Below are 19,116 nucleotides of genomic sequence, written 5' to 3' on the forward strand. Positions count from 1 at the left end.
CCTGTCCATATGCTAAGGATATCGTCGGGTTCAATCGCAAGCACTCCAATTCTTGCGGTGTAATTCGCGCGCGGCTTGTATGAATGGCCGCCTTTATTCCTCGGCAAAGTAGCCGGTGACGGGACAGCCTCGCTCGGCCTCGAAACCTTGCATGACGCCTTGTTTGTCCTGCTGCTGCCTGTTCTGGCTCAGCTTGAATTTCCCGGCAATCGACTGGATCGGAATCTCCACGCCCACAATCGCTTTCAACTGCGAGGCGATGAAATCTTCCGGGGCGTCCGCCACATGCCAGGGTTGAGTGCGCTCGGCTTCGTTGAGCTGGGTCAAATGGCCGGCTTGGGCCAACAGCCAGTCAGGGTCGTCAATCACGCGCGGTGTTCCGCGCACCTGGACCATGGTGTAATTCCAGGTCGGGACGACTTTGCCGTGTTCCGCTTTGGACGGATACCAAGAAGGCGTAACGTAGAATTGCGGCCCCTGGAAAACCACCAGGGCTTCGCCGCCTGCCCGCAGTTCGTCCAGTTGCTTGTTCCCCCTGGCGAGATGGGCGCGCAAGACGCCATTTTCTTTATCCGCGTGCAGCGTGAAGGGCACCAGGTTGGCCATCAAGCCTTGCGCACCCGACGTGACGAGGGTGGCAAGCGGGTGCTCGGTGATGAGCTGGTATAGAACGTCCAGGCATTCTTCTTTGAATACACTAGGGTTATGCATACCGACCTTCTCGTTGTGTGGGGCGGGAAGTCATGAAATCTTGATCATGCCAGATTGCGCATGATTTGCCATGATTTGCACAGATAGTCTGCAAGGCGAACACATATCGCCAGTTCGCATGTATTCTACTCAGCCTCGAGCATATCAATCAAAAGTGTGGGTGTTGATGGAAATAAACGCTAAGCGGACGTTCTGGACATTGGTGATCTCTGCCGCTGCCATCCTGGCGGTCACAATGGGCATCCGGCAATCCCTGGGCTTGTTCGTCTCGCCCCTGAACACATCCACCGGCCTGGGGATCGTGACGGTCAGCATGGCCATGGCGATTGCACAATTGGCCTGGGGCGTGGCCCAACCGCTCTTCGGCATGCTGGCCGACAGGGTGAGCTCGTTCAAGGTCATCGTGCTGGGGACGGTGATGCTCGCCATCGGCTTGGCAATCACCCCATTCATGCAATCCGGGTTCGGCTTGATTTTTTCCATCGGTATCCTGACGGCTGTGGGTGCGGGTGCCGGCAGTTTTTCCATCCTGATGGGAGCCGCGGCGCAACGGTTGCCCGGCGAACAACGGTCTTTTGCCGCAGGCGTGATCAATGCCGGGGGTTCTTTGGGCCAGTTTATTTTCGCCCCGTTTGCCCAGGCGCTCATCCATGCATTCAACTGGGTCACGGCAATCATGGTGCTGGCCGCGACTTCGCTGAGCGCTATTTTGCTGGCGATTCCGCTGAGGGAAAAGAAAGATGCAGCTGGCCGGCAGGCGGCTACTCCACCCGGCAGCATGACCCTGGCAGAGCAGGTGCGCATCGCATTCAAGGATCGCAGCTATCTTTGCCTGCATGCAGGGTTTTTCACCTGCGGCTTCCATATCGCTTTCCTGGTGACCCACCTGCCCGGAGAGATTGATCTCTGCGGGCTGCCTGCCTCCACCAGCGCGACATCGATTGCGATCATCGGTTTGGCTAACGTGCTCGGCAGCCTTTGCGCAGGCTGGCTCGGGCAGACCCGGCGCATGAAAATGCTGTTGTTCTGGATGTACGCCTCGCGGGCGGTGGCGATTGGTTTTTACCTGCTCGCGCCGAAGACGGAATGGACCTTTTATCTATTCGCAGCGGTTTTGGGCTTCACTTGGCTTTCAACGGTGCCGCCGACAGCCGGGCTGATCGGCAAGCTGTTCGGTGCCCGCTATTTGGCCACGCTGTTCGGCCTGGCCTTGCTCAGCCACCAGGTCGGCGGATTTTTCGGGGCATGGCTGGGCGGGGTCGCCCTGTACATGAATGGAGATTATTCATGGATGTGGTATGCCGACATCGTGCTGGCTATTGCGGCGGCGTTGGTGAATCTGCCCATCCGGGAAGAAAAGCCAAGGCCAATACGCAATGTCATGCGTGCCTGACATGCCGCCTGGCCCAGGCTTTTGTGGAAGAGGTGGTTGAGCTTATCGCGCTCACCCCGATGAGCCGTGTAGGCTGATCGGGATGGCGAGGATGGTTATCGTTGTCTTGGGTCGTGGTAACGCGCCAGCCAATGGGCATAAGGAGGCGGAAGCACCCAGGCCGGGTTTTCCTTGTTCAGTTCCTTGGCTGCTTGGTAGGTCCAGTTCGGATTCTCGAGATGGGCGCGGCCTATCATGGCAATGTCCAGCTGTTCGTTGCGTACGGCCTGGTCGGCGAGGTCGGGCGCGCCGAATCCCCAGGCGGAGGACACCGGGATATTGGCCTCGTTGCGCACGCGCTGGGCGATCGGGGCAAGGAAGGCAGGCCCCCACGGAATCTTTGCCTCTGGGGTGCTGAAGCCGATGCTGACGCTGAGCATGTCCAGGCCAAGCTGTTTCCAGTCATTGACCAGCTGGATGGATTCGCTCAAGGTCTGCTCATCCTGCCCGTCGAATTCCAGCACGCCGAAACGTGCGGTCAATGGCAGGTTTTCAGGCCAGACCTTGCGCACGGCGGCCAGGGTTTCGCGCGTGAAGCGGCCCCGGTTTTCAGCATTGCCGCCGTATTCATCGGTACGCAGGTTGGAATGGATGGAGGTAAAGCTCTGCGCCAGGTAGCCGTGGGCGAAGTGCAGTTCCAGCCATTCGAACCCCGCTGCGACGGCGCGCCGGGCGGCATCGACAAAGTTTTGCTGCACCCGTTGGATGTCGGCAATGCTCATGGCGGTCGGCACGCGCGGCAGCAAGCCGCCGAATGCCTTGGCCGAGGGCGCGATGGGTTGCCAGCCACGGGCATCGCCTTCGGGAATGTGGTCGTCACCTTCCCAGGGAATATTGGCGCTGGCCTTGCGTCCCGCATGGGCGATCTGGATGCCGGGCACGGCCCCGGCAGCCTTGATGGCGGCCGCGATCGTACGTAATTGCTCTGCTTGTTCATCATTCCATAACCCCAGGCAGTGCGGGGTGATGCGCCCTTCAGGCGCGACGGCGGTGGCTTCGACGATCACGAGGCCGCTGCCGCCACGCGCAAGCGAAGTATAGTGGGCTTGATGCCAATCATTGGCCAGGCCGTCGGTCGCCATGTATTGGCACATGGGCGGCACCGCAATGCGGTTTTTTAATTCGACATCTTTCAACTGGTATGAGGAAAATAGGTCTGCCATTGTCATTCCTTTTGAGTAGCGACGGTTGGTAGGTGGGAAAGCATTTCCCTGATGGCGTCAGGGTTTGTTTCCATAGTTCCAAAATATTCGAACTATAGAAACATGGTAACGGCTATGATAAATTTTGTCCATGAGACAAATTAAACATCCTGCCATCGAGCAAGTGGAGCTGACCGACATCATGTATGCGCTCTCAGATCCGGCCCGCATGGAGATCGTCGGACACTTGGCGCAGGCGGGACGGCAGATGACGTGCGGCGAACTGGACCTGAACCGCCCCAAGTCCAGCATGTCGCACCATTTCAAGATCCTGCGTGCCGCCGGGCTAGTGGAAACCGTGATCGACGGCAAGGAGCACTTGAACTCCCTGCGGCTTGCCGAGATCGAGCAGAAGTTTCCCGGGGTGCTCTCTGCCGTACTCAAGACAATTAAGCTGCCTTGATGGAGAGTCCGGCCGGGCTGGATGCCTTGCGCCAATATGCAAAAAAAGGCCTGATTCATCGAACCAGGCCGAGGGTGCAGAGTTTCGAGCTTTTTTACCAGTCTGCCCTTGATCGATACTTGATCAACCTACGTAGCGTTTGACCAGGAAACCGTTCTTGGGATGCATCACATAGACGAAATGCTTGCCAAGGTTGCGGTCCGCCCGCTCGGCGGAAGTGTTGATGCGGTTGATGTTGAAGCCGTACTTGGGATGCGGACGGTTGTTGGTGATGACGGCCACGTTCTTGGATGTCCCGACCGCCTGTGTTTCCGCAATGCGCGCATCGAAAGTGGCATTGAGCGGGCTGATATTGGCAGCCGCCAGCACTTGGCCATTGAGCAGCGCGTTGCCGTCTTGCGCCTGAGCCAGCAGTGCGGAGGAGGCCAACAACGAGAAGGTCAGAATCGAAATTGCCTGTTTCATGATAAATCTCCTGAAAATCAATTGATTAATATTGGGGATTGCTTTGCGATACGTTTGATAGTCTCTATTGCCAACCACCTCCCAACGCTCTGTATAAGTTGATCATTGCCATGATTTGCTTCTGCTTGGTCTCGATCAGGTCCATCTTCGCCTCCAGCGCGTCGCGCTGCGTCAGCAGCACTTCCATGTAGTCCGCGCGGGCGGATTGGAACAGTTGGTTGGAGATCTCGATCGAGTTGGTCAGGGTGTCGACCTGGCTGTTCTTCAACTGGTAGTTCTTGTCGAGGTTGTCCAGGTTCGACAACTGGGTTGCCACTTCGCTATAGGCGTTGATGATGGCCTGCTCGTACTCGAACGCGGCCTTGATCTGCCCGGCGCTGGCGTTCTTGTAGGCCGCGATGATGGCGTTGCGGTTGACCAGCGGCGCGACGAGGTCGCCGCCGAACGAGCCTGCAACCGACTCAGGCATGTTGAGCAGGTAGCGCGGGTTGAACGCCTGGAACCCCAGCCCGGCCTTGAGGGCGAAGGATGGATAGAAGTTCGCCTTCGCCACCTCGATATTGAGCTTGGCGGCTTCCAGCTCCAGTTGCGCCTGGCGAATGTCGGGACGGTTTTCCAGTAGCTGGGAAGGGATGCCCACATCCAGCATCTTGGGCTTCATTTCCATGAAACCAGCCGAAGAGCGTGCTATCGGCTGCGGCGTGCGGCCCAGCAGGAAGTTGATGCGGTTTTCCGTCTCGACGATCTTTTGCTTCACCTCATAACGCTGGCTCTGGTTCTTGTTGACTTCGGCCTCGAACCGCTTCACTGCCAGCGAGGTGGTGCGCGCATATTGCTGCAGCTCCCTCACCACGCCCAGCGCGTTTTCCTGGATCGCGATGTTCTTGTCCAGGTTGTCGAGCTCGTTATCCAGCGCGAGCAGTTCGTAGTAGGAGTTGGCGACCTCCGCCACCAGGTTGGTGATGAGGAAATTCTTCCCCTCCACCGACGCCATGTATTCCATGGTGGCGACCTTGGTGGCATTGCGCAGCTTCTTCCAGACATCCAGCTCCCAGGAGGCGACCAGCCCGAACTGGTAATTGCCGAAATATTTGGGGAAATGCTTGCCTTCCTTGATCTCCAGGCCTTCCTCGATCGCGCCGTTGCGGGTGTAGCGCGCGGTCTTCTCGGTTTCGGCGGTGGCGCCGATGCCGACCGAGGGCAGGTATTCACCCTTGCGCGCGAGAATCTCGTTCTCGGCAACGCTGATGCGCTGCATGAGGATGTTGATCTCCTTGTTATTGGCAATGGCGGTATCGATCAACGTCGCCAGGTGCTGGTCCTCGAAGAACTCCTTCCAGTTGACGCGGGCAGCGCTGCCGGTGCCGGCATCGCTATCGTTCGCGCTGCTGTAATGCTCCGGCAATGCGACCTGCGGTTCTTTTTTCGTGATCGTCGGGATGGCGCACGATTGCACCATGAGCGCCAGGCATCCCAACACGGCAAGTTGAATGGCTTTATTCTTGGTCATCATCGTTTTTGCTGTAGTGATAGATTTCAGTTAAAGGCTCGACTTCTTCGTTCCTGATCATCGATTTGCCGTCGGACAGCTTGGCAAATATGTAGTACAGGCCAGGGATGAGAATGACGCCGAAGATGGTGCCGAACAGCATGCCGCCCAGCGCCGAGCTGCCGATGGTGCGGTTGCCCACTGCGCCCGCGCCCGTAGCGATCACCAGCGGGATCAGGCCGGCGATGAAGGCGAACGAGGTCATCAGGATGGGACGGAAACGCACGCGTGCGCTCTCGATCGCGGCATCCTTGATCGAGAGGCCTTGCGCATGCTTCTGCACCGCATATTCCACGATCAGCACCGCGTTCTTCCCGAGCAGGCCGACCAGCATCACCAACCCGACCTGGGCATAGATGTCGTTGGCGAGGCCCAATGCCTTGAGCAGGAAGAACGAGCCGAACACGCCCGCGGGCAGCGAGAGTACGACCACCAACGGCAGGATGAAGCTTTCATACTGCGCCGCCAGCACCATGTAGACGAACACCAGCACGACGCCGAAGATGATGATGGCCTCGTTGCCGCGGTTGGCCTCGTCGAAGGACAAGCCTTCCCAGCCGACGTCATAACCGTGCGGCAGGGTGGCTTTCGCCACTTGCTCCACGGCCTTGATCGCGTCGTCCGTGGTGTAGCCGTCGGCAGGCATGGCGCGGATGGTGGCGGAGTTGTACAGGTTGTAGCGCGTGATCTCGTTCGGGCCCTGCATTTTCTTCAGCTTCATGAAGGCCGAGTAGGGCACCATTTCGCCTTCCTCGTTCTTGACGTAGTAGTTGAGGATGTCGGTCGGGTAGCGGCGGAATTCCGGCCCGGCCTGGGTATAGACCTTGAAGAAGTTGTTGAAGCGGATGAAGCCCTGCTCGTAGGTACTGCCGATCAGGATGTCCAGGTTGTCCATCGCCTTGGCGATCGAAACCTTCTTCTGCATCGCGAGCTTGTTGTCGATCTGGATTTCATATTGCGGGTAGTTCGCCGCATAGAAGGTGAACAGGCCGGTGAGCTCCTTGCGCTTGGCGAGCGCCTTCATGAAATCCTGGTTGATCTTGTCGAACTCGTGGTAATCCGTGTTATCGGTCTTGTCGAGCAGGCGCAGCGCCAGGCCCGATGCCGCGCCATAGCCGGGGACGGCTGGCGGTTCGAAGAACTCGATCACGGCGCCGAAGTCCTTGGTCTTCTCTTCCAGCTCCTCGATGATCTGGTGCACGGATTGCTTGCGCTCGGACCAGTCCTTGAGGTTGATGATGCAAGTGCCGGCATTGGAGCCGCGGCCCTCGGTCAGCACCTCGTAGCCCGCCAGGGAAGATACCGACTGCACGCCCTCGACCTTGGAAGCGATGCCCTGCAACTGCCGGGCGATCTTGTTGGTGACTTCCAGCGTGGAGCCGGGCGGCGTCTGGATGATCGCATACACCATGCCCTGGTCCTCGCCCGGGATGAAGCCTGCGGGCAAGGTCTTGTCGACCAGGAAGGTACCGGCGGCGAACGCGGCCAGCATGAGGAAGGTGACGATGCGGCGCGTGACGACGATATCCAGCAATTGGGTGTAGCGTCCCGTCACCTTCTCGAACATATGGTTGAAGGCATTGATGAACAGGCTGACCGGGGTCTTGCGCTTGGGCTGGCCGTGGTTGTTCTTCAGCAGCATCGCGCACAGCACCGGCGTCAGCGACAAGGCGACGACGCCCGAGATGATAATGGAAGCTGCCATGGTGATGGAGAACTGGCGGTAGAACACGCCCACCGGCCCAGTCATGAAGGCCACGGGCACGAACACGGCGGTCATCACCAGGGTAATGGCGACGATCGCCCCGCCGATCTCCCCCAGTACCTTTTGGGTGGCCTTGTAGGGAGTCAAGTGCTCGGTTTCCATCTTGGCATGGACAGCTTCCACAACCACAATGGCGTTATCCACCACGATACCGATTGCCAGCACCAGCGCGAACAGCGTGATCAGGTTGATCGAAATCCCGAACATCTGCATGACGAAGAAGGTGCCGATCAACGAAACCGGCACCGCCAGGATCGGGATCAGGGTGGAACGCCAGTCGCCCAGGAAGATGAACACCACCAGGGCTACCAGGACGAACGCCTCGATCAGGGTGTGGATCACCTTTTCGATCGAGGCATCCAGGAACTTGGATACGTCGTAGTTGACTTCATAATCCATGCCTTCGGGGAAGGAGGCCTTCAGTTCCTCCATTCTTTCCTTCACATGCTCGATCACCTCGGTGGCGTTGCTGCCGTAATTCTGTTTGAGCACGATGGCCGCCGAAGGATAGCCGTCCTTGTTCGAGTAAATGTCGTAGAACTCGCTGTTCAGCTCGACCTTGGCGATGTCCTTGAGGTGGAGGATCTCGCCTTCGGAATTGGCGCGGATGATGATGTCTGCATACTGCTCGGGCTTGTTGTAGCGGCCCTGGTAGATCAGCACGTATTCCTTGGATTGCGCGGTGATGCCCGAGCTTTGGCCCAGGCGGCCCGGGCGGCCGATTACGCTCTGGCTGTTGATCGCCTCCATGACTTCCTCGGTGGAGACGTTGTAGGCGCGCATGCGCTCGGGGTTGAGCCAGATGCGCATCGCGTACTGGCGGCTGCCGAGGATTTTTGCCTGGGCAATGCCGTTGACGCGCTGTATCTCGGGAATGATGTTGACGTTGGCGTAGTTGAAGAGGAATTTCTCGTCCGCGTGCTTATCCTTGCTGAACAGGTTGATGTACATCAGCATGCTGGGCTGCACGCGCTCGACCACCACGCCTTCCATCTGCACCAGCTCGGGCAGGCGGCTCATCACCTGGTCGATACGGGTCTTGACGTTGATCATGGCCTGGTTGGGGTCCACGCCGAGGTCGAAGATCACCTGGATCGTGGCTTCGCCGGCACTCGTCGCATCAGATACGATGTACTTCATGCCGGGCACGCCGTTGATCGCGCGCTCGATGGTGATCAGCGAGGATTGCACCAGCACGTCAGCGCTGGCGCCGGGATAGGCCAGCGAGACGATCACGCGCGGCGGCGCGATGTCGGGAAACTGCGATGTGGGCAGGGTCTTGATCGACAAGAACCCCATGAATACGATCAATAGCGACAATACAATCGCCATGACCGGTCTTTTGATGAAAATATTCAGCATTGATCTCGTCGCCTGGTTGGGTTATTCAGCGTAAAGGCTCAGGTCCGACATGGCCTTGTCAGGAGAGATGAAATCGACGGCGACCTGTTCGCCGTTATGGACTTTCCTCAAGCCCTCGATCAGGATTTTGTCGCTCGCTTCCAGGCCGTCCTTGACGATGTAGAGGTGGGGCAGCTCCGCATCAATGGTGACCAGCCGCTGCTGAATCTTGTTGTCCTTGTCGATGACGTAGACGTAGACCTTGTCGAGAATCTCGAACGTGGCTTTCTGCGGGATCAGCAAGGCATCCTTGTAGGGGATATTCATGAGGATGCTGCCGGTCTGGCCGTGCCGCAGTACTTGGTTGGGATTGGGAAAGGCGGCGCGGAAGGCGATGTTGCCGGTCTTGTTGTCGAAATCGGCCTCTATGGTCTCGACCACGCCTTCCTGGTCGAACACGTCGCCGTTCGCCATCTTCAGCTTCACCTTTTCCTTGTCCTGGGCGTGGTTCTTCTTGCTCTGGACGTAGTCGAGGTATTCGGATTCCGGCACGTTGAAGTACACCCACATCCTGCTGATGTCGGACAGCGTGGTCAGCAAGTCGCCCTCATCCACCAGGCTGCCGTTCCTGGCTTCCAGGTGGTCCATGATGCCGGTGAAAGGCGCGTTGATATTGGTGAAGCCGAGATGCGTTTCCGCCACGTTGACCTCGGCGTTGGCCTTGTCCAGCTTGGCCTTGGCAAGCGCCAGCTCATTGGGCGAAACGATGTTCTTGTCCGCCAGCGCCTTGGTGTTGTCATACTCGATCTTGGTCATGTTGGCCTCGGCCTTGGCCTTCTGCAGATCGGCCTGGTAGAGGTTGGGCATGATGCGGAACATGGGTTGACCCTTGGCTACCTGCTGCCCCTCGTCGACAAACGTGTCCTGCAGGTAGCCTCGTTCCAGGGCGCGGACCTCGATATGCCGGATGGCACGGATCTGGGAAACGTATTCCTTCACGATGGAGGTGTCCTGACGCAGCGGCGAGGTCACCTTGAGCTTGGGCAGTTCGTGGGGTTCGTTGGATTCAGCCTGGTGGCAGCCGCTCAGCAGCGCCGCCATCACGCCTAGGGCGAAAGAAAGTTTTTTCATCATAAGATTGATCGATGCTCGGTTAATAAAGAGGTCAAGTCCTGAATTCATCGCGTGCAAGGCCTGGCGACGCATGTGCATCAAGCGCACAGGGTCGGGCGGGCAATAGTCAGCGTGAGTTAGGGGTGTTACCGGGCAGGATTTCCGCAGGAGCAGTCAGCGTTGCTGAATACCGGGCAGCATGAGGCGTGGCAATGGCGAATGAAGCCGTTTGCTTGCCACTGCATGCAGTGGTATTCGAGGTATTCAAGTCATTGGGTAAAACAAGCCCATGCCTGAATACGATCTCATCGCATTGTTAACGTCCGGTGGAAATACTGCGTGGGCAGGAAATGCCCTTTGAGGCGCAAACAAAATTCAGTGCAATGGTTCTGGCTAGGCGTTCTGTCGCAGACAATACAACTAGTAAGGTAAGACAGCAGAGCAACGATGCCAGAGAAGGATTTTGTTAGCGGCTCTCAGGCAAGAGATGGAGGATCTCGGGGTCTTGCGTTGGTGGAGAAATAAAGGCGTTTTGCCGTAGTGTTGCTTGTCCGCGTCCAGGAGACCGGAGCGCTGGCAACGAGCAAAAGCGCGGTGAGCAGGAAGCTGGTGAAGGATAGCGCCAGGGTGGAAGGCGGTTCGCCGCCTCCCGTGGGAGAAGATTCGACTTTGACGATTTGAACAACGTTGGCATCCGTGACGTAGAGTGCGTCAGGCAGCTGCATGCAGATATAGGCCAAGCTGAGCAAAGACAATACGACTGACAGCAATATCAGTCGAATTCTCAAGGCAGTTGGATCTAATCTTTGTTCCATTACGTTTCTTATGTTCAATCGTTACCAATTACATGCATCGGGGCTGCCCGACACATGCAAGGCGATATTCATCCTAGCATGGGTAAAAAAATTATTGCAACAGGAATACTTAATGCTCTTGCAGTTAAGCGGTTCGACTGCCGAGGTTCAAATTGGTTTCCTGATTTCGAAAATAGATGTCGGCACCCGGCCGGAACCGCTGGCGTATCAAGCCTGCCAGGCGATTGTATAGCCAGGCGACGCATCGCGTTGCGGGGGAGCTCCGTGGATTATCCGGTAAAGAGTTGCTTAAGGCCTTATAATTGCATATTCAATCGAGTCGTTTTGCAGGAGCGGTAAATGTCGGAAGGGTTTGAGGATGTGGCAATCCAGCAGCTTCATTTGAGCTACAGCAGCCACCAGGATCGCATGTTGCTCAAAATCAGCCTGGCTGATGCGGCAGAGCTTAATGCCTGGCTGACGCGGCGTATCGTGCGTGTGCTGTGGGGGTTGCTGCAGGATAGCGAGCTCTCTCCCGTGAACATGCATGAAACCTTGGCCGTGACGGCCGAGGAGCTATTGGAGCATTTCAACCAGGAGGTGGAAAGTTTGCCGTTGATACAGGGCATCAACCTTTCTGGCGCCTACCATGACATCAAGCTGGCGACCGCCGAGCCGCCGGTGCTGATCGCGGAATGCAAGCTGGTGCACATGGACCACACCGAATCCATGCTGGAGCTGCATAGCCAGGCCGGGGAGGTCTACAGCATCGCGCTCACAGCGGAATTGAGCCATGCCTTGAGCAGCATGCTGCAACTGGCGACACAGGAAGCCGCCTGGGACCTGGGCCTAACGACGGACCGTATTGTGCTGGCGGACGAGGCGGCATCGTACGTCCTGCATTAAACCTGCGCATGACGACCAGTAACGCATCCCTGTTGCAGCGCAGCCTGGCTTCCGTCTGGCATCCCTGCACCCAGATGAAGCAGCACGAAGCGCTGCCCCTGGTGCCGGTCAGGCGCGGCGAGGGCGTGTGGTTGGAAGACTTTGACGGCAAGCGCTACCTGGACGGCGTCAGTTCGTGGTGGGTCAACCTGTTTGGCCATAACCATCCCCATATCAAGCAGGCAATTACGGCACAGCTGGACCAACTCGAGCACGTGATACTGGCGGGCTTCACCCACGAACCTGTGGTACGGCTTTCCGAGCAATTGTCTGCGCTTACCGGGCTTGGACATAGTTTTTACGCGTCCGACGGCGCCTCCGCCACCGAGATCGCGCTCAAGATGAGTTTCCATTACTGGCGCAACCATGGGCAGCCCGGCAAGACGCGCTTCCTCAGCCTGCAGAACGGCTACCACGGCGAAACCCTGGGGTCGCTTTCCGTTACCGACGTCGCCCTGTTCAAGGATACCTATGCGCCCTTGCTGCGCGAGTCCGTATCGTTGCCCAGCCCGGATTGGCGGCTTGCGAAGCCGGGCGAGAGCGCGGAGCAATATGCCTTGCGTTGCGCAGAGCGTGCCGAGGCATACATCGCTGAACATCATGCCGCGATTGCCGCGGTGATTGTCGAGCCGCTGGTGCAGTGCGCCGCTGGCATGGCGATGTATCACCCCATCTACCTGCAGCGCTTGCGTGTATTGTGCGACCGTTACCGGGTGCACCTGATCGCGGACGAGATCGCCGTGGGCTTCGGCCGCACCGGCACCATGTTCGCCACCGAGCAGGCCGGCATCAAGCCTGATTTCATTTGCCTTTCCAAGGGCATCACGGGCGGCTACCTGCCGCTTTCCGTCGTGCAGACGACGGATGACGTCTATGCCGCATTCTACGATGACAATGTCGCGCGAGGCTTCCTGCATTCGCACAGCTACACCGGCAATGCCCTGGCATGCAGCGCGGCGCTGGCTACCCTGGAAATATTCGCGCAGCAGGATGTGCTGAACAGCAACCGCCGCAAGGCCGATTACCTCAACCGCAAGCTGGCGGCATGGCAAAACCTGCCGATTGTCCACTTGCGCAACACCGGCATGATCTGGGCGTTCGACGCCATTCCGGGCCAGCCCGGTTTCCAGCAGCGGTTCTACCAGGCGGCGTTGCAGCGGGGACTGCTATTGCGGCCGGTGGGCAATACGGTCTATTTCATGCCGCCTTACGTCATCAGCGAGAAAGAGATGGACTGGATGCTGGAACAAGCCTTGGCTGCATTGGAGGAGAGCATATGAGGTTGCTTTGGGTAGGTCTACTGATGGGGATTGGGACGCTGGTGCATGCCGCGGTGCCGGAACCGGTCGGCGAGTTGCTGAGGAAAAACGGCATTCCTGCCGAGAATGTCTCTGTTTATGTGCAGCGTGTCGACCAGCCGTCGCCATTGGTGGATCACCAAAGCGACCGGCCGATGAAGACCGCCTCGACTATGAAACTGCTGAGCACCTATGCCGGGCTGGAGCTGCTGGGACCGGCCTATCGTTGGCGTACCGAGGTCTACCATGATGGAAGGCTGGAAAACGGCGTCTTGCACGGCAACCTGATCATTCAAGGGCGCGGCGACCCCTACCTGCTTGCCGCCGATATGCGGGCGATGCTGGAAGACTTGCAATTGGCGGGCGTGGAGGACATCCGGGGCGATATCGTGCTCGATACCCGCTATTTTGCCCGGCGCTACCATGACGCCGCCGAGTTCGACGACAAGCCGCATGCGCCCTACAACGCCGTTCCCAACGCGTTTGCCGTCAATATCAAGTCCACCTCGTTCCATTTCCTCGTCGAGGGAGGCAAGCTGAACATCGAGGCCGATCCTGAATTGCCGGAAATCCATATTCACAACCAGCTGAACCTGGTGCGCGGCGATTGCGGGGATTGGAAAAGCCGGCTGCAGTTCGTGGTGGAACCGGTGGGCGACGAGGTGAATGTGACTTTCAGGGGAGAATACCCCTCGGCTTGCCGCGGCAAGACCCTGGAATTGAACGTGCTGGAAGATGGGCCATATGCCTACGGCTTGTTCCGTAGCAATTGGCTGTCGTTAGGCGGCAAGCTCCGCGGCGGGTGGCGTTATGGCGCATTGCCCGAAGGCGCCCAGCGCTTGGTGACCCATGACTCGCAGCCGTTGTCGGAAATTATCCGCACCATTAACAAATACAGCAATAACCTCATGGTGAGGCAATTGTTCTTGACCATGGCGGCAGAGCGGGTTGCCAGCCCGGCGACCGAGGCCGATGGCGTTCACGTCGTCAAGGCGTGGCTTGCCAGCAAGGGGCTGCATTTCCCTGAATTGATATTGGAGAATGGCTCCGGGCTCTCGCGCGATGAGCAGATCACGGCGCGGCATATGGCGGCATTCCTGCTGGCGGCCTACGCCAGCCCGGTGATGCCGGAATATCTTTCCGCGCTGCCTATCCCCTCGGTGGACGGCACCATGGCCAACCGCTTGCGCAACAGCCAGGCCAGGGGCAGCGCGCACCTGAAAACCGGCACCATCAACGGCGTCAGCGCTTTGGCGGGCTATGTGCACGACCGCAGGGGCCGGCGCTGGGTAGCCGTGATCATGGTGAACGATCCCAAGGCCAGCGCCTCTCGCGCGGCGCAGGATGCGCTCATCGACTGGGTCTACCAGCAGCCTTGATCCGCACAGGGCCGCATAATCTAGGTATCATACTGGCTTCGCGCCGCGTGCAAGCGCCTGTGTTTGGCGAGTGCGCTGCTGTTGTAAACCTGCTATCGGAGTAATCCATGAAACCAATTGCCATGCTGGCAAGCGCGTTCGTGCTGGCCATGCTCGCCATGAGTGGCTGTTCAGCCGATACCAATAGTGACAAGGAAAAAATCGTAATGAGCGACAACATCACCGAATTACAGAAAATCGACACCCAGGTAGGTGAGGGCCGTGAAGCCGAAGCCGGCCTGAACGTGACCGTGCACTACACCGGCTGGCTGTACGACCCCAGCAAACCCGACGGCAAGGGCGCCAAGTTCGACAGTTCCGTGGATCGCCGCGAACCGTTCGTGTTCTATCTGGGCGGCGGGCAGGTCATCCGCGGCTGGGACGAAGGCTTTGCCGGCATGAAGGTGGGCGGCAAGCGCACCCTCGTCATCCCGCCGGAGTACGGCTATGGCGCGCGCGGCGCCGGCGGCGTGATCCCGCCTAATGCCACCTTGGTATTCGATGTGGAGCTGCTGGGCGTCAAGTAAGCGCTTGCTAATGGCATCCATGGTATGTGCCGTGGATGTTTTTTCCATCTAGGTTGAGTGGGACAAAAGGCAAAATGAAAGCACGTGTTAAGTGGATTGAGAACGTCTGTTTCATGGGCGAGTCAGAGACCGGCCATGCCGTGGTGCTTGACGGCGCGCCGGAAGCCGGTGGCCGCAACCTGGGCATGCGACCGATGGAAATGCTGCTGATCGGCATGGGCGCCTGCACGTCGTTCGATGTCGTTACTATCCTCAAGAAGTCGCGCCAGCCCGTGACGGATTGCGTGGCCGAGATCAGCGCCGAACGTGCGGACGAAATCCCCAAGGTATTCACCAAGATACACGTGCATTTCGTCGTGACCGGCAAGGGCCTGAATCCGGCCCAGGTGGAACGCGCCGTCAAATTATCGGCCGAGAAGTATTGCTCGGCTTCCATCATGCTTGGCAAGGCGGCCGAGATCACCCACGACTTTGAGATCCAAGAGGCAGAGGTTTGAGCCGACCCCAGGGCATGCAAGGGCTGCGCCATGTGGCCCTGTTCGTGCAGGATATCGAGGCCTGCCTGCATTTCTATGTTGACATCCTCGGCATGCAGGTCGAGTGGCAGCCCGACCCCGATAACTACTATCTCACCTCGGGCAACGACAACCTCGCATTGCACCGCAGCAACGAAGCTATGGATGGCAAGCAGCGACTCGACCATATCGGTTTCATCATCAGCCATATAGAGCTGGTGGACGAGTGGCATGCCCATTTTGTCGCCAACGGCGTCAAGATACTCATGGCGCCCAAAACCCATCGCGATGGCGCGAGAAGCTTCTATTGCGCCGATCCCGCTGGGACTCACGTACAGATCATTTACCACCCGCCGATTTCCGGCAGGCTCTAGACATAAAAAGCCCCGCATTGCGGGGCTTTTTGTTATAGAAACTTAGCTTAGCTAGTTAATACTTCCAGGTCAGAGTGGCGCTGGCATTCATCGGGGCGCCGTAGTAACTTTGACCGCCATTCGCCCACATCAGACTGGTGAGGTATTTCTCGTCAGTTAGGTTGTAGACGTTCACTGCTGCGCTCCAGTGCTGGTCAATCTCATAATTCGCCATCAGGTTGACGAGGGCATAACTATCCTGCCTGACACGGACATTGTTGATGTCCACATGTGTTTCATCTTGCCAGTTGACGCTGGCCCCGATTTTGAGTTTTTCAATATAAGGCACCTGATAGGTGGCAGTGAGCTTGAGCATTTGCCTCGGAGTATAGGGTTTGACATTTTGATCGTCTTTTCCTTTGACACTCATCAAGCGGGTATAGCCGCCACTGAGCTTCAGGCGTTCGCTTACCTCGCCTGAAATGTCAAACTCATAACCCTTGGTAGTGGCGTCAATGCCTTCATAGATAGTGCGTGACCCTATTGTGCCGGCTTGCTGGGCCAAATTTTCTTGCTCGTTCTTGAATATGGAGAAAGACGTATTTAAATGTTGCAGCAGCTCGCTTTTGATGCCTGCCTCAAAATTCTTGCCCTGCAACGGCGCGATTGGAGTTAAGCTGCGATCCAGCTTGGTTTGCGGATTATAAATACCGGTATAGCTGGCATAGAGCGAGTGCTGGTCATTGAGATTGAAGACAGCGCCAAGATAGGGCGTGACCTTGTCATGCGCCTTTGTTTCACGTTCCTCGCCGTAGGCGATCCCACTATACTCATAACTCAGCAGGTTGGCTCCACCGGTAAGCTTCCAGCGATCGCTGAGGTTGAACTTGACGGCGGCATAGCTATTTAGTCGCTTGATGTCAAAACTGCCAAAATCGCCGGGGATCCAGTTCGGCTGCGGCAAGTCGCCAATACTATCGAAGCTGGTGATGGCCGTTGTGCCATAAGAGGCCGCTTTTTCATGTTCGTCATAAGTGGAACGCGACCAGTTGCTGCCGACGACCAATTCGTGTTCTCGTCCACCCAGAAGGAAGGGGCCTGAAACATAGATATCGGCGATCAGTTCCTTATAAGAGTCGCGATAGGCTCCAGGCCAACCTATTAGGCCGGTGCCGGTAGCTCGGTCTTCATTCATGTAGACATACAGCAATTTGGCGTCACCGGTCATTTCCTTGCGGGTCAGTTGGGTCTTTAGTTTCCAACCGTTGTCGAACAGGTGAGTCAGTTCGGCGAAAGTGATGTTGTTTGTGGTATTCCAATAGCTCCAGTCCGGAGATGTGGAGGCGGAACGCGAATAATGGCGGCGGGTGTTGTCCGTGTAAAGCAGTGGCAACGAACCCCACATTGGGCTATTCGTGTCGTTCTGCTGATAAGTATGTCCCAAGGCTAACGTGGTGTTATCGGTAATATCGGCTTCGATGATGCCATAAGCGACGTTACGCTCTTGGCTATAGCGGTCCAGATAGGAATGGCGGTTCTGGTTGGACAATACCAGACGGCCGCGTACATTGCCTGCGGCATTGAGCGGGCCTGATAGGTCGGCGTCGATGCGGCGCTTGTCCCATGAGCCGACGGTGAGGTCGACCTTCGCCTGGAAGCTTGAAGTAGGACGTTTGCGGATGAAATTGATTGTCGCGGAAGGATTGCCAGTGCCTGAAAGTAAGCCGTTGGCGCCTCTCAGCACTTCTATCCTATCGTAGACAGAAGTGTCGATGTCGCCAATCAGCAAGCCATCTGGGAATGGTACGCCTAGTCCATCAATCTGGAAGTTGGTGATATCCGAGCCACGGGCGGTGTAATAGGTCCGGTCGGTTTCTGCACGCTCCACTTTGATGCCCGTACTTAAGTCGAGTACGTCATTAATAGAAGTTAGTTTGAAGTCATCGATCAGTTGACGCGTCATCACAGAGATGGATTGTGGAGTTTCGCGTAACGTAGTGTTCAGTTTGGTGGCCGTAGCGCTGGATTTGACTGTGTATGATTTGCTCTGTTCGGTTGCCTGTTGCTCATTGCCGCTAGTAGTCTTGACTTGGATTTCAGGCAAGGATTCTTCCGCAAAAGACATGTTGCCGTTTGACAGGCAAAGCAGTGCCAATACTCCTGCACGGAGTTTAAAACGAGGTTGCATATATTCATTTCCCTGATGAATTAAAAAGCGGTGAAATGATAATGAGTGCTATTGGTAATGTGAATAATTTGCAAAGAAAAATAACAACAATTTACATTTGTAGATTTTTGGAAATGCGGAATTGTGGCAATCTTGGGAATTGATGCAACAAAAAAGCCCCGGTTGGGGCTAGATAATGTTGACGTTGAGCGGTTGTTCGTTCCTGATGATTTCAAACAAGCGATCAATATTAGGGTGTTTACCGGGGTTGGCTTCGGCGTCGCCGGTATGCTCGGCATAAATCTCCAGCCCTTCCCGGGCTGCGGCCACGCTGATGCTGCCGTATTTCTTGTAAAGGTGGTGGTATACCTTCACGGAGCCTTGGCTGCCCGGCTTGTTCTCAATGGTGCCTGCCGCACTGCCCTTGATGTCGAGCAGCTCGATTTTCTGGATATGGTCGCTGGACTCGAGGCTAGCCAGTATTTCGCTGAATGTCGTCATAGATGATAAGTCGTCGTTGTCATGATGTTGGAAAGAATGCGTATGCCTGCCTTGAGCGGTAACGGGAGCCCGGTTGCCCCTTGCGTAGCCGCCTGCTGCGCATGGCCCGCCGCATCGGCTTGTATCTGGCTGATGATTGTGCGGCTTTTTTGGTCGTCGGCGTTCAATGTCTCAAGATGGCGGGCCAGTTGATTGCCGGCCTGGCGTTCGGTTTCCGCTGCGAAGCCTAGGCTCCAACGGTCTCCCAACGCGCCTGCGAGCAATCCCAGGCCAAAAGAGCCGCCGTAAAACAACGGATTGAGCAAACTGGTGTGGCTACCCAGTTCCTTGATGCGTTTTTCGCACCAGGCCAGGTGTTCGGCCCCCTGCTGTGCAGTTGCACGAAGCGTGGCGGCTGTTTCAGGCCTGCGCACGCTAATGGCTTGCCCGCTGTAGATGGCTTGTGCGCATATCTCACTTGTATGGTTGACGCGCATCAAGGCGGCGGCATGCCGCTTGTCTTGTTTCTCAGTGAGCGTTTCTGGCAGGGCGGCGCCTGGATATGGGCGTTGGCCGGCCGGCGTGGCCAACAGCGTGCGCAGGCCTTTGTCGAATTCAATGATGAGGCGGTCTAGCAT

Annotated in this window: 19 protein-coding genes; 9 read left to right on the forward strand and 10 right to left on the reverse strand. The window is 57.2% G+C overall.

What is annotated here, in order from left to right; translation table 11 throughout:
* Positions 1–93: 93 nt before the first annotated feature.
* On the reverse strand, positions 94–711 hold the full coding sequence (locus tag ACJSDX_RS10600) for an FMN-binding negative transcriptional regulator (RefSeq protein WP_407994646.1): 618 nt from the start codon (positions 709–711) through the stop codon (positions 94–96).
* A 166-nt stretch (positions 712–877) separates the two neighbouring features.
* Between ACJSDX_RS10600 and ACJSDX_RS10605 the strand changes: the two genes are divergently transcribed.
* Positions 878–2,104 carry an MFS transporter gene (locus ACJSDX_RS10605; protein WP_407994647.1) on the forward strand — a complete coding sequence of 409 codons (1,227 nt, stop codon included), beginning with the start codon at positions 878–880 and terminating at the stop codon, positions 2,102–2,104.
* Positions 2,105–2,199: 95 nt separating this feature from the next.
* On the opposite strand, the gene ACJSDX_RS10610 is transcribed toward ACJSDX_RS10605, so the two are convergent.
* The gene (locus ACJSDX_RS10610; RefSeq protein WP_407994648.1) at positions 2,200–3,306 is read right to left on the reverse strand and encodes an NADH:flavin oxidoreductase/NADH oxidase; all 1,107 of its coding nucleotides are present in this window, start codon (positions 3,304–3,306) and stop codon (positions 2,200–2,202) included.
* A gap of 130 nt (positions 3,307–3,436) precedes the next feature.
* Between ACJSDX_RS10610 and ACJSDX_RS10615 the strand changes: the two genes are divergently transcribed.
* The gene (locus tag ACJSDX_RS10615; protein WP_309564286.1) at positions 3,437–3,748 is read left to right on the forward strand and encodes an ArsR/SmtB family transcription factor; all 312 of its coding nucleotides are present in this window, start codon (positions 3,437–3,439) and stop codon (positions 3,746–3,748) included.
* Between the two features lie 123 nt (positions 3,749–3,871).
* Here the strand turns inward: ACJSDX_RS10615 and ACJSDX_RS10620 are convergent, their stop codons facing one another.
* From ACJSDX_RS10620 to ACJSDX_RS10640, 5 genes are all read right to left on the reverse strand, one after another.
* Positions 3,872–4,213, reverse strand: coding sequence for a hypothetical protein (locus ACJSDX_RS10620; RefSeq protein ID WP_407994649.1), 342 nt, complete (start codon positions 4,211–4,213; stop codon positions 3,872–3,874).
* A gap of 64 nt (positions 4,214–4,277) precedes the next feature.
* Positions 4,278–5,726, reverse strand: a complete 1,449-nt coding sequence (locus tag ACJSDX_RS10625) for a TolC family protein (RefSeq protein ID WP_407994650.1) — start codon at positions 5,724–5,726, stop codon at positions 4,278–4,280.
* Positions 5,710–8,889, reverse strand: a complete 3,180-nt coding sequence (locus ACJSDX_RS10630) for an efflux RND transporter permease subunit (protein ID WP_407994651.1) — start codon at positions 8,887–8,889, stop codon at positions 5,710–5,712. The genes ACJSDX_RS10625 and ACJSDX_RS10630 overlap by 17 nt, the downstream gene beginning before the upstream one ends.
* Before the next feature lie 21 nt (positions 8,890–8,910).
* Positions 8,911–10,002 (reverse strand): efflux RND transporter periplasmic adaptor subunit, encoded by a 1,092-nt coding sequence (locus ACJSDX_RS10635; RefSeq protein ID WP_407994652.1) that lies wholly within the window; start codon positions 10,000–10,002, stop codon positions 8,911–8,913.
* Between the two features lie 455 nt (positions 10,003–10,457).
* The gene (locus tag ACJSDX_RS10640; RefSeq protein ID WP_309564291.1) at positions 10,458–10,796 is read right to left on the reverse strand and encodes a hypothetical protein; all 339 of its coding nucleotides are present in this window, start codon (positions 10,794–10,796) and stop codon (positions 10,458–10,460) included.
* Between the two features lie 10 nt (positions 10,797–10,806).
* Here ACJSDX_RS10640 and ACJSDX_RS10645 point away from each other — a divergent pair, with 10 nt between their 5' ends.
* From ACJSDX_RS10645 to ACJSDX_RS10675, 7 genes are all read left to right on the forward strand, one after another.
* On the forward strand, positions 10,807–11,028 hold the full coding sequence (locus ACJSDX_RS10645) for a hypothetical protein (RefSeq protein ID WP_407994653.1): 222 nt from the start codon (positions 10,807–10,809) through the stop codon (positions 11,026–11,028).
* A gap of 107 nt (positions 11,029–11,135) precedes the next feature.
* A complete protein-coding gene (locus ACJSDX_RS10650) occupies positions 11,136–11,681 on the forward strand; it encodes a hypothetical protein (protein WP_407994654.1) in 546 nt (181 codons plus the stop codon).
* A gap of 8 nt (positions 11,682–11,689) precedes the next feature.
* On the forward strand, positions 11,690–13,000 hold the full coding sequence (gene bioA / locus ACJSDX_RS10655) for an adenosylmethionine--8-amino-7-oxononanoate transaminase (protein WP_407994655.1): 1,311 nt from the start codon (positions 11,690–11,692) through the stop codon (positions 12,998–13,000).
* Complete coding sequence (gene dacB / locus ACJSDX_RS10660) at positions 12,997–14,397, forward strand: D-alanyl-D-alanine carboxypeptidase/D-alanyl-D-alanine endopeptidase (RefSeq protein ID WP_407994656.1); 1,401 nt, start codon at positions 12,997–12,999, stop codon at positions 14,395–14,397. Before bioA ends, dacB begins: the two co-directional genes overlap by 4 nt.
* Before the next feature lie 107 nt (positions 14,398–14,504).
* The gene (locus ACJSDX_RS10665) at positions 14,505–14,963 is read left to right on the forward strand and encodes an FKBP-type peptidyl-prolyl cis-trans isomerase (RefSeq protein WP_407994657.1); all 459 of its coding nucleotides are present in this window, start codon (positions 14,505–14,507) and stop codon (positions 14,961–14,963) included.
* 74 nt (positions 14,964–15,037) lie between these two features.
* Positions 15,038–15,460 carry an OsmC family protein gene (locus ACJSDX_RS10670; RefSeq protein WP_407994658.1) on the forward strand — a complete coding sequence of 141 codons (423 nt, stop codon included), beginning with the start codon at positions 15,038–15,040 and terminating at the stop codon, positions 15,458–15,460.
* Between the two features lie 14 nt (positions 15,461–15,474).
* Complete coding sequence (locus tag ACJSDX_RS10675; protein WP_309565110.1) at positions 15,475–15,852, forward strand: VOC family protein; 378 nt, start codon at positions 15,475–15,477, stop codon at positions 15,850–15,852.
* Positions 15,853–15,907: 55 nt separating this feature from the next.
* On the opposite strand, the gene ACJSDX_RS10680 is transcribed toward ACJSDX_RS10675, so the two are convergent.
* The 3 genes from ACJSDX_RS10680 to coq7 form a co-directional block, all read right to left on the reverse strand.
* Complete coding sequence (locus tag ACJSDX_RS10680) at positions 15,908–18,019, reverse strand: TonB-dependent siderophore receptor (protein WP_407994659.1); 2,112 nt, start codon at positions 18,017–18,019, stop codon at positions 15,908–15,910.
* 168 nt (positions 18,020–18,187) lie between these two features.
* Positions 18,188–18,499 carry a DUF2322 family protein gene (locus ACJSDX_RS10685; RefSeq protein ID WP_407994660.1) on the reverse strand — a complete coding sequence of 104 codons (312 nt, stop codon included), beginning with the start codon at positions 18,497–18,499 and terminating at the stop codon, positions 18,188–18,190.
* Positions 18,496–19,116, reverse strand: coding sequence for a 2-polyprenyl-3-methyl-6-methoxy-1,4-benzoquinone monooxygenase (gene coq7, locus ACJSDX_RS10690; RefSeq protein WP_407994661.1), 621 nt, complete (start codon positions 19,114–19,116; stop codon positions 18,496–18,498). The genes ACJSDX_RS10685 and coq7 overlap by 4 nt, the downstream gene beginning before the upstream one ends.

This window comes from Methylobacillus draconifructus (genome assembly GCF_045984355.1).
Lineage (GTDB): Bacteria > Pseudomonadota > Gammaproteobacteria > Burkholderiales > Methylophilaceae > Methylobacillus > Methylobacillus flagellatus_A.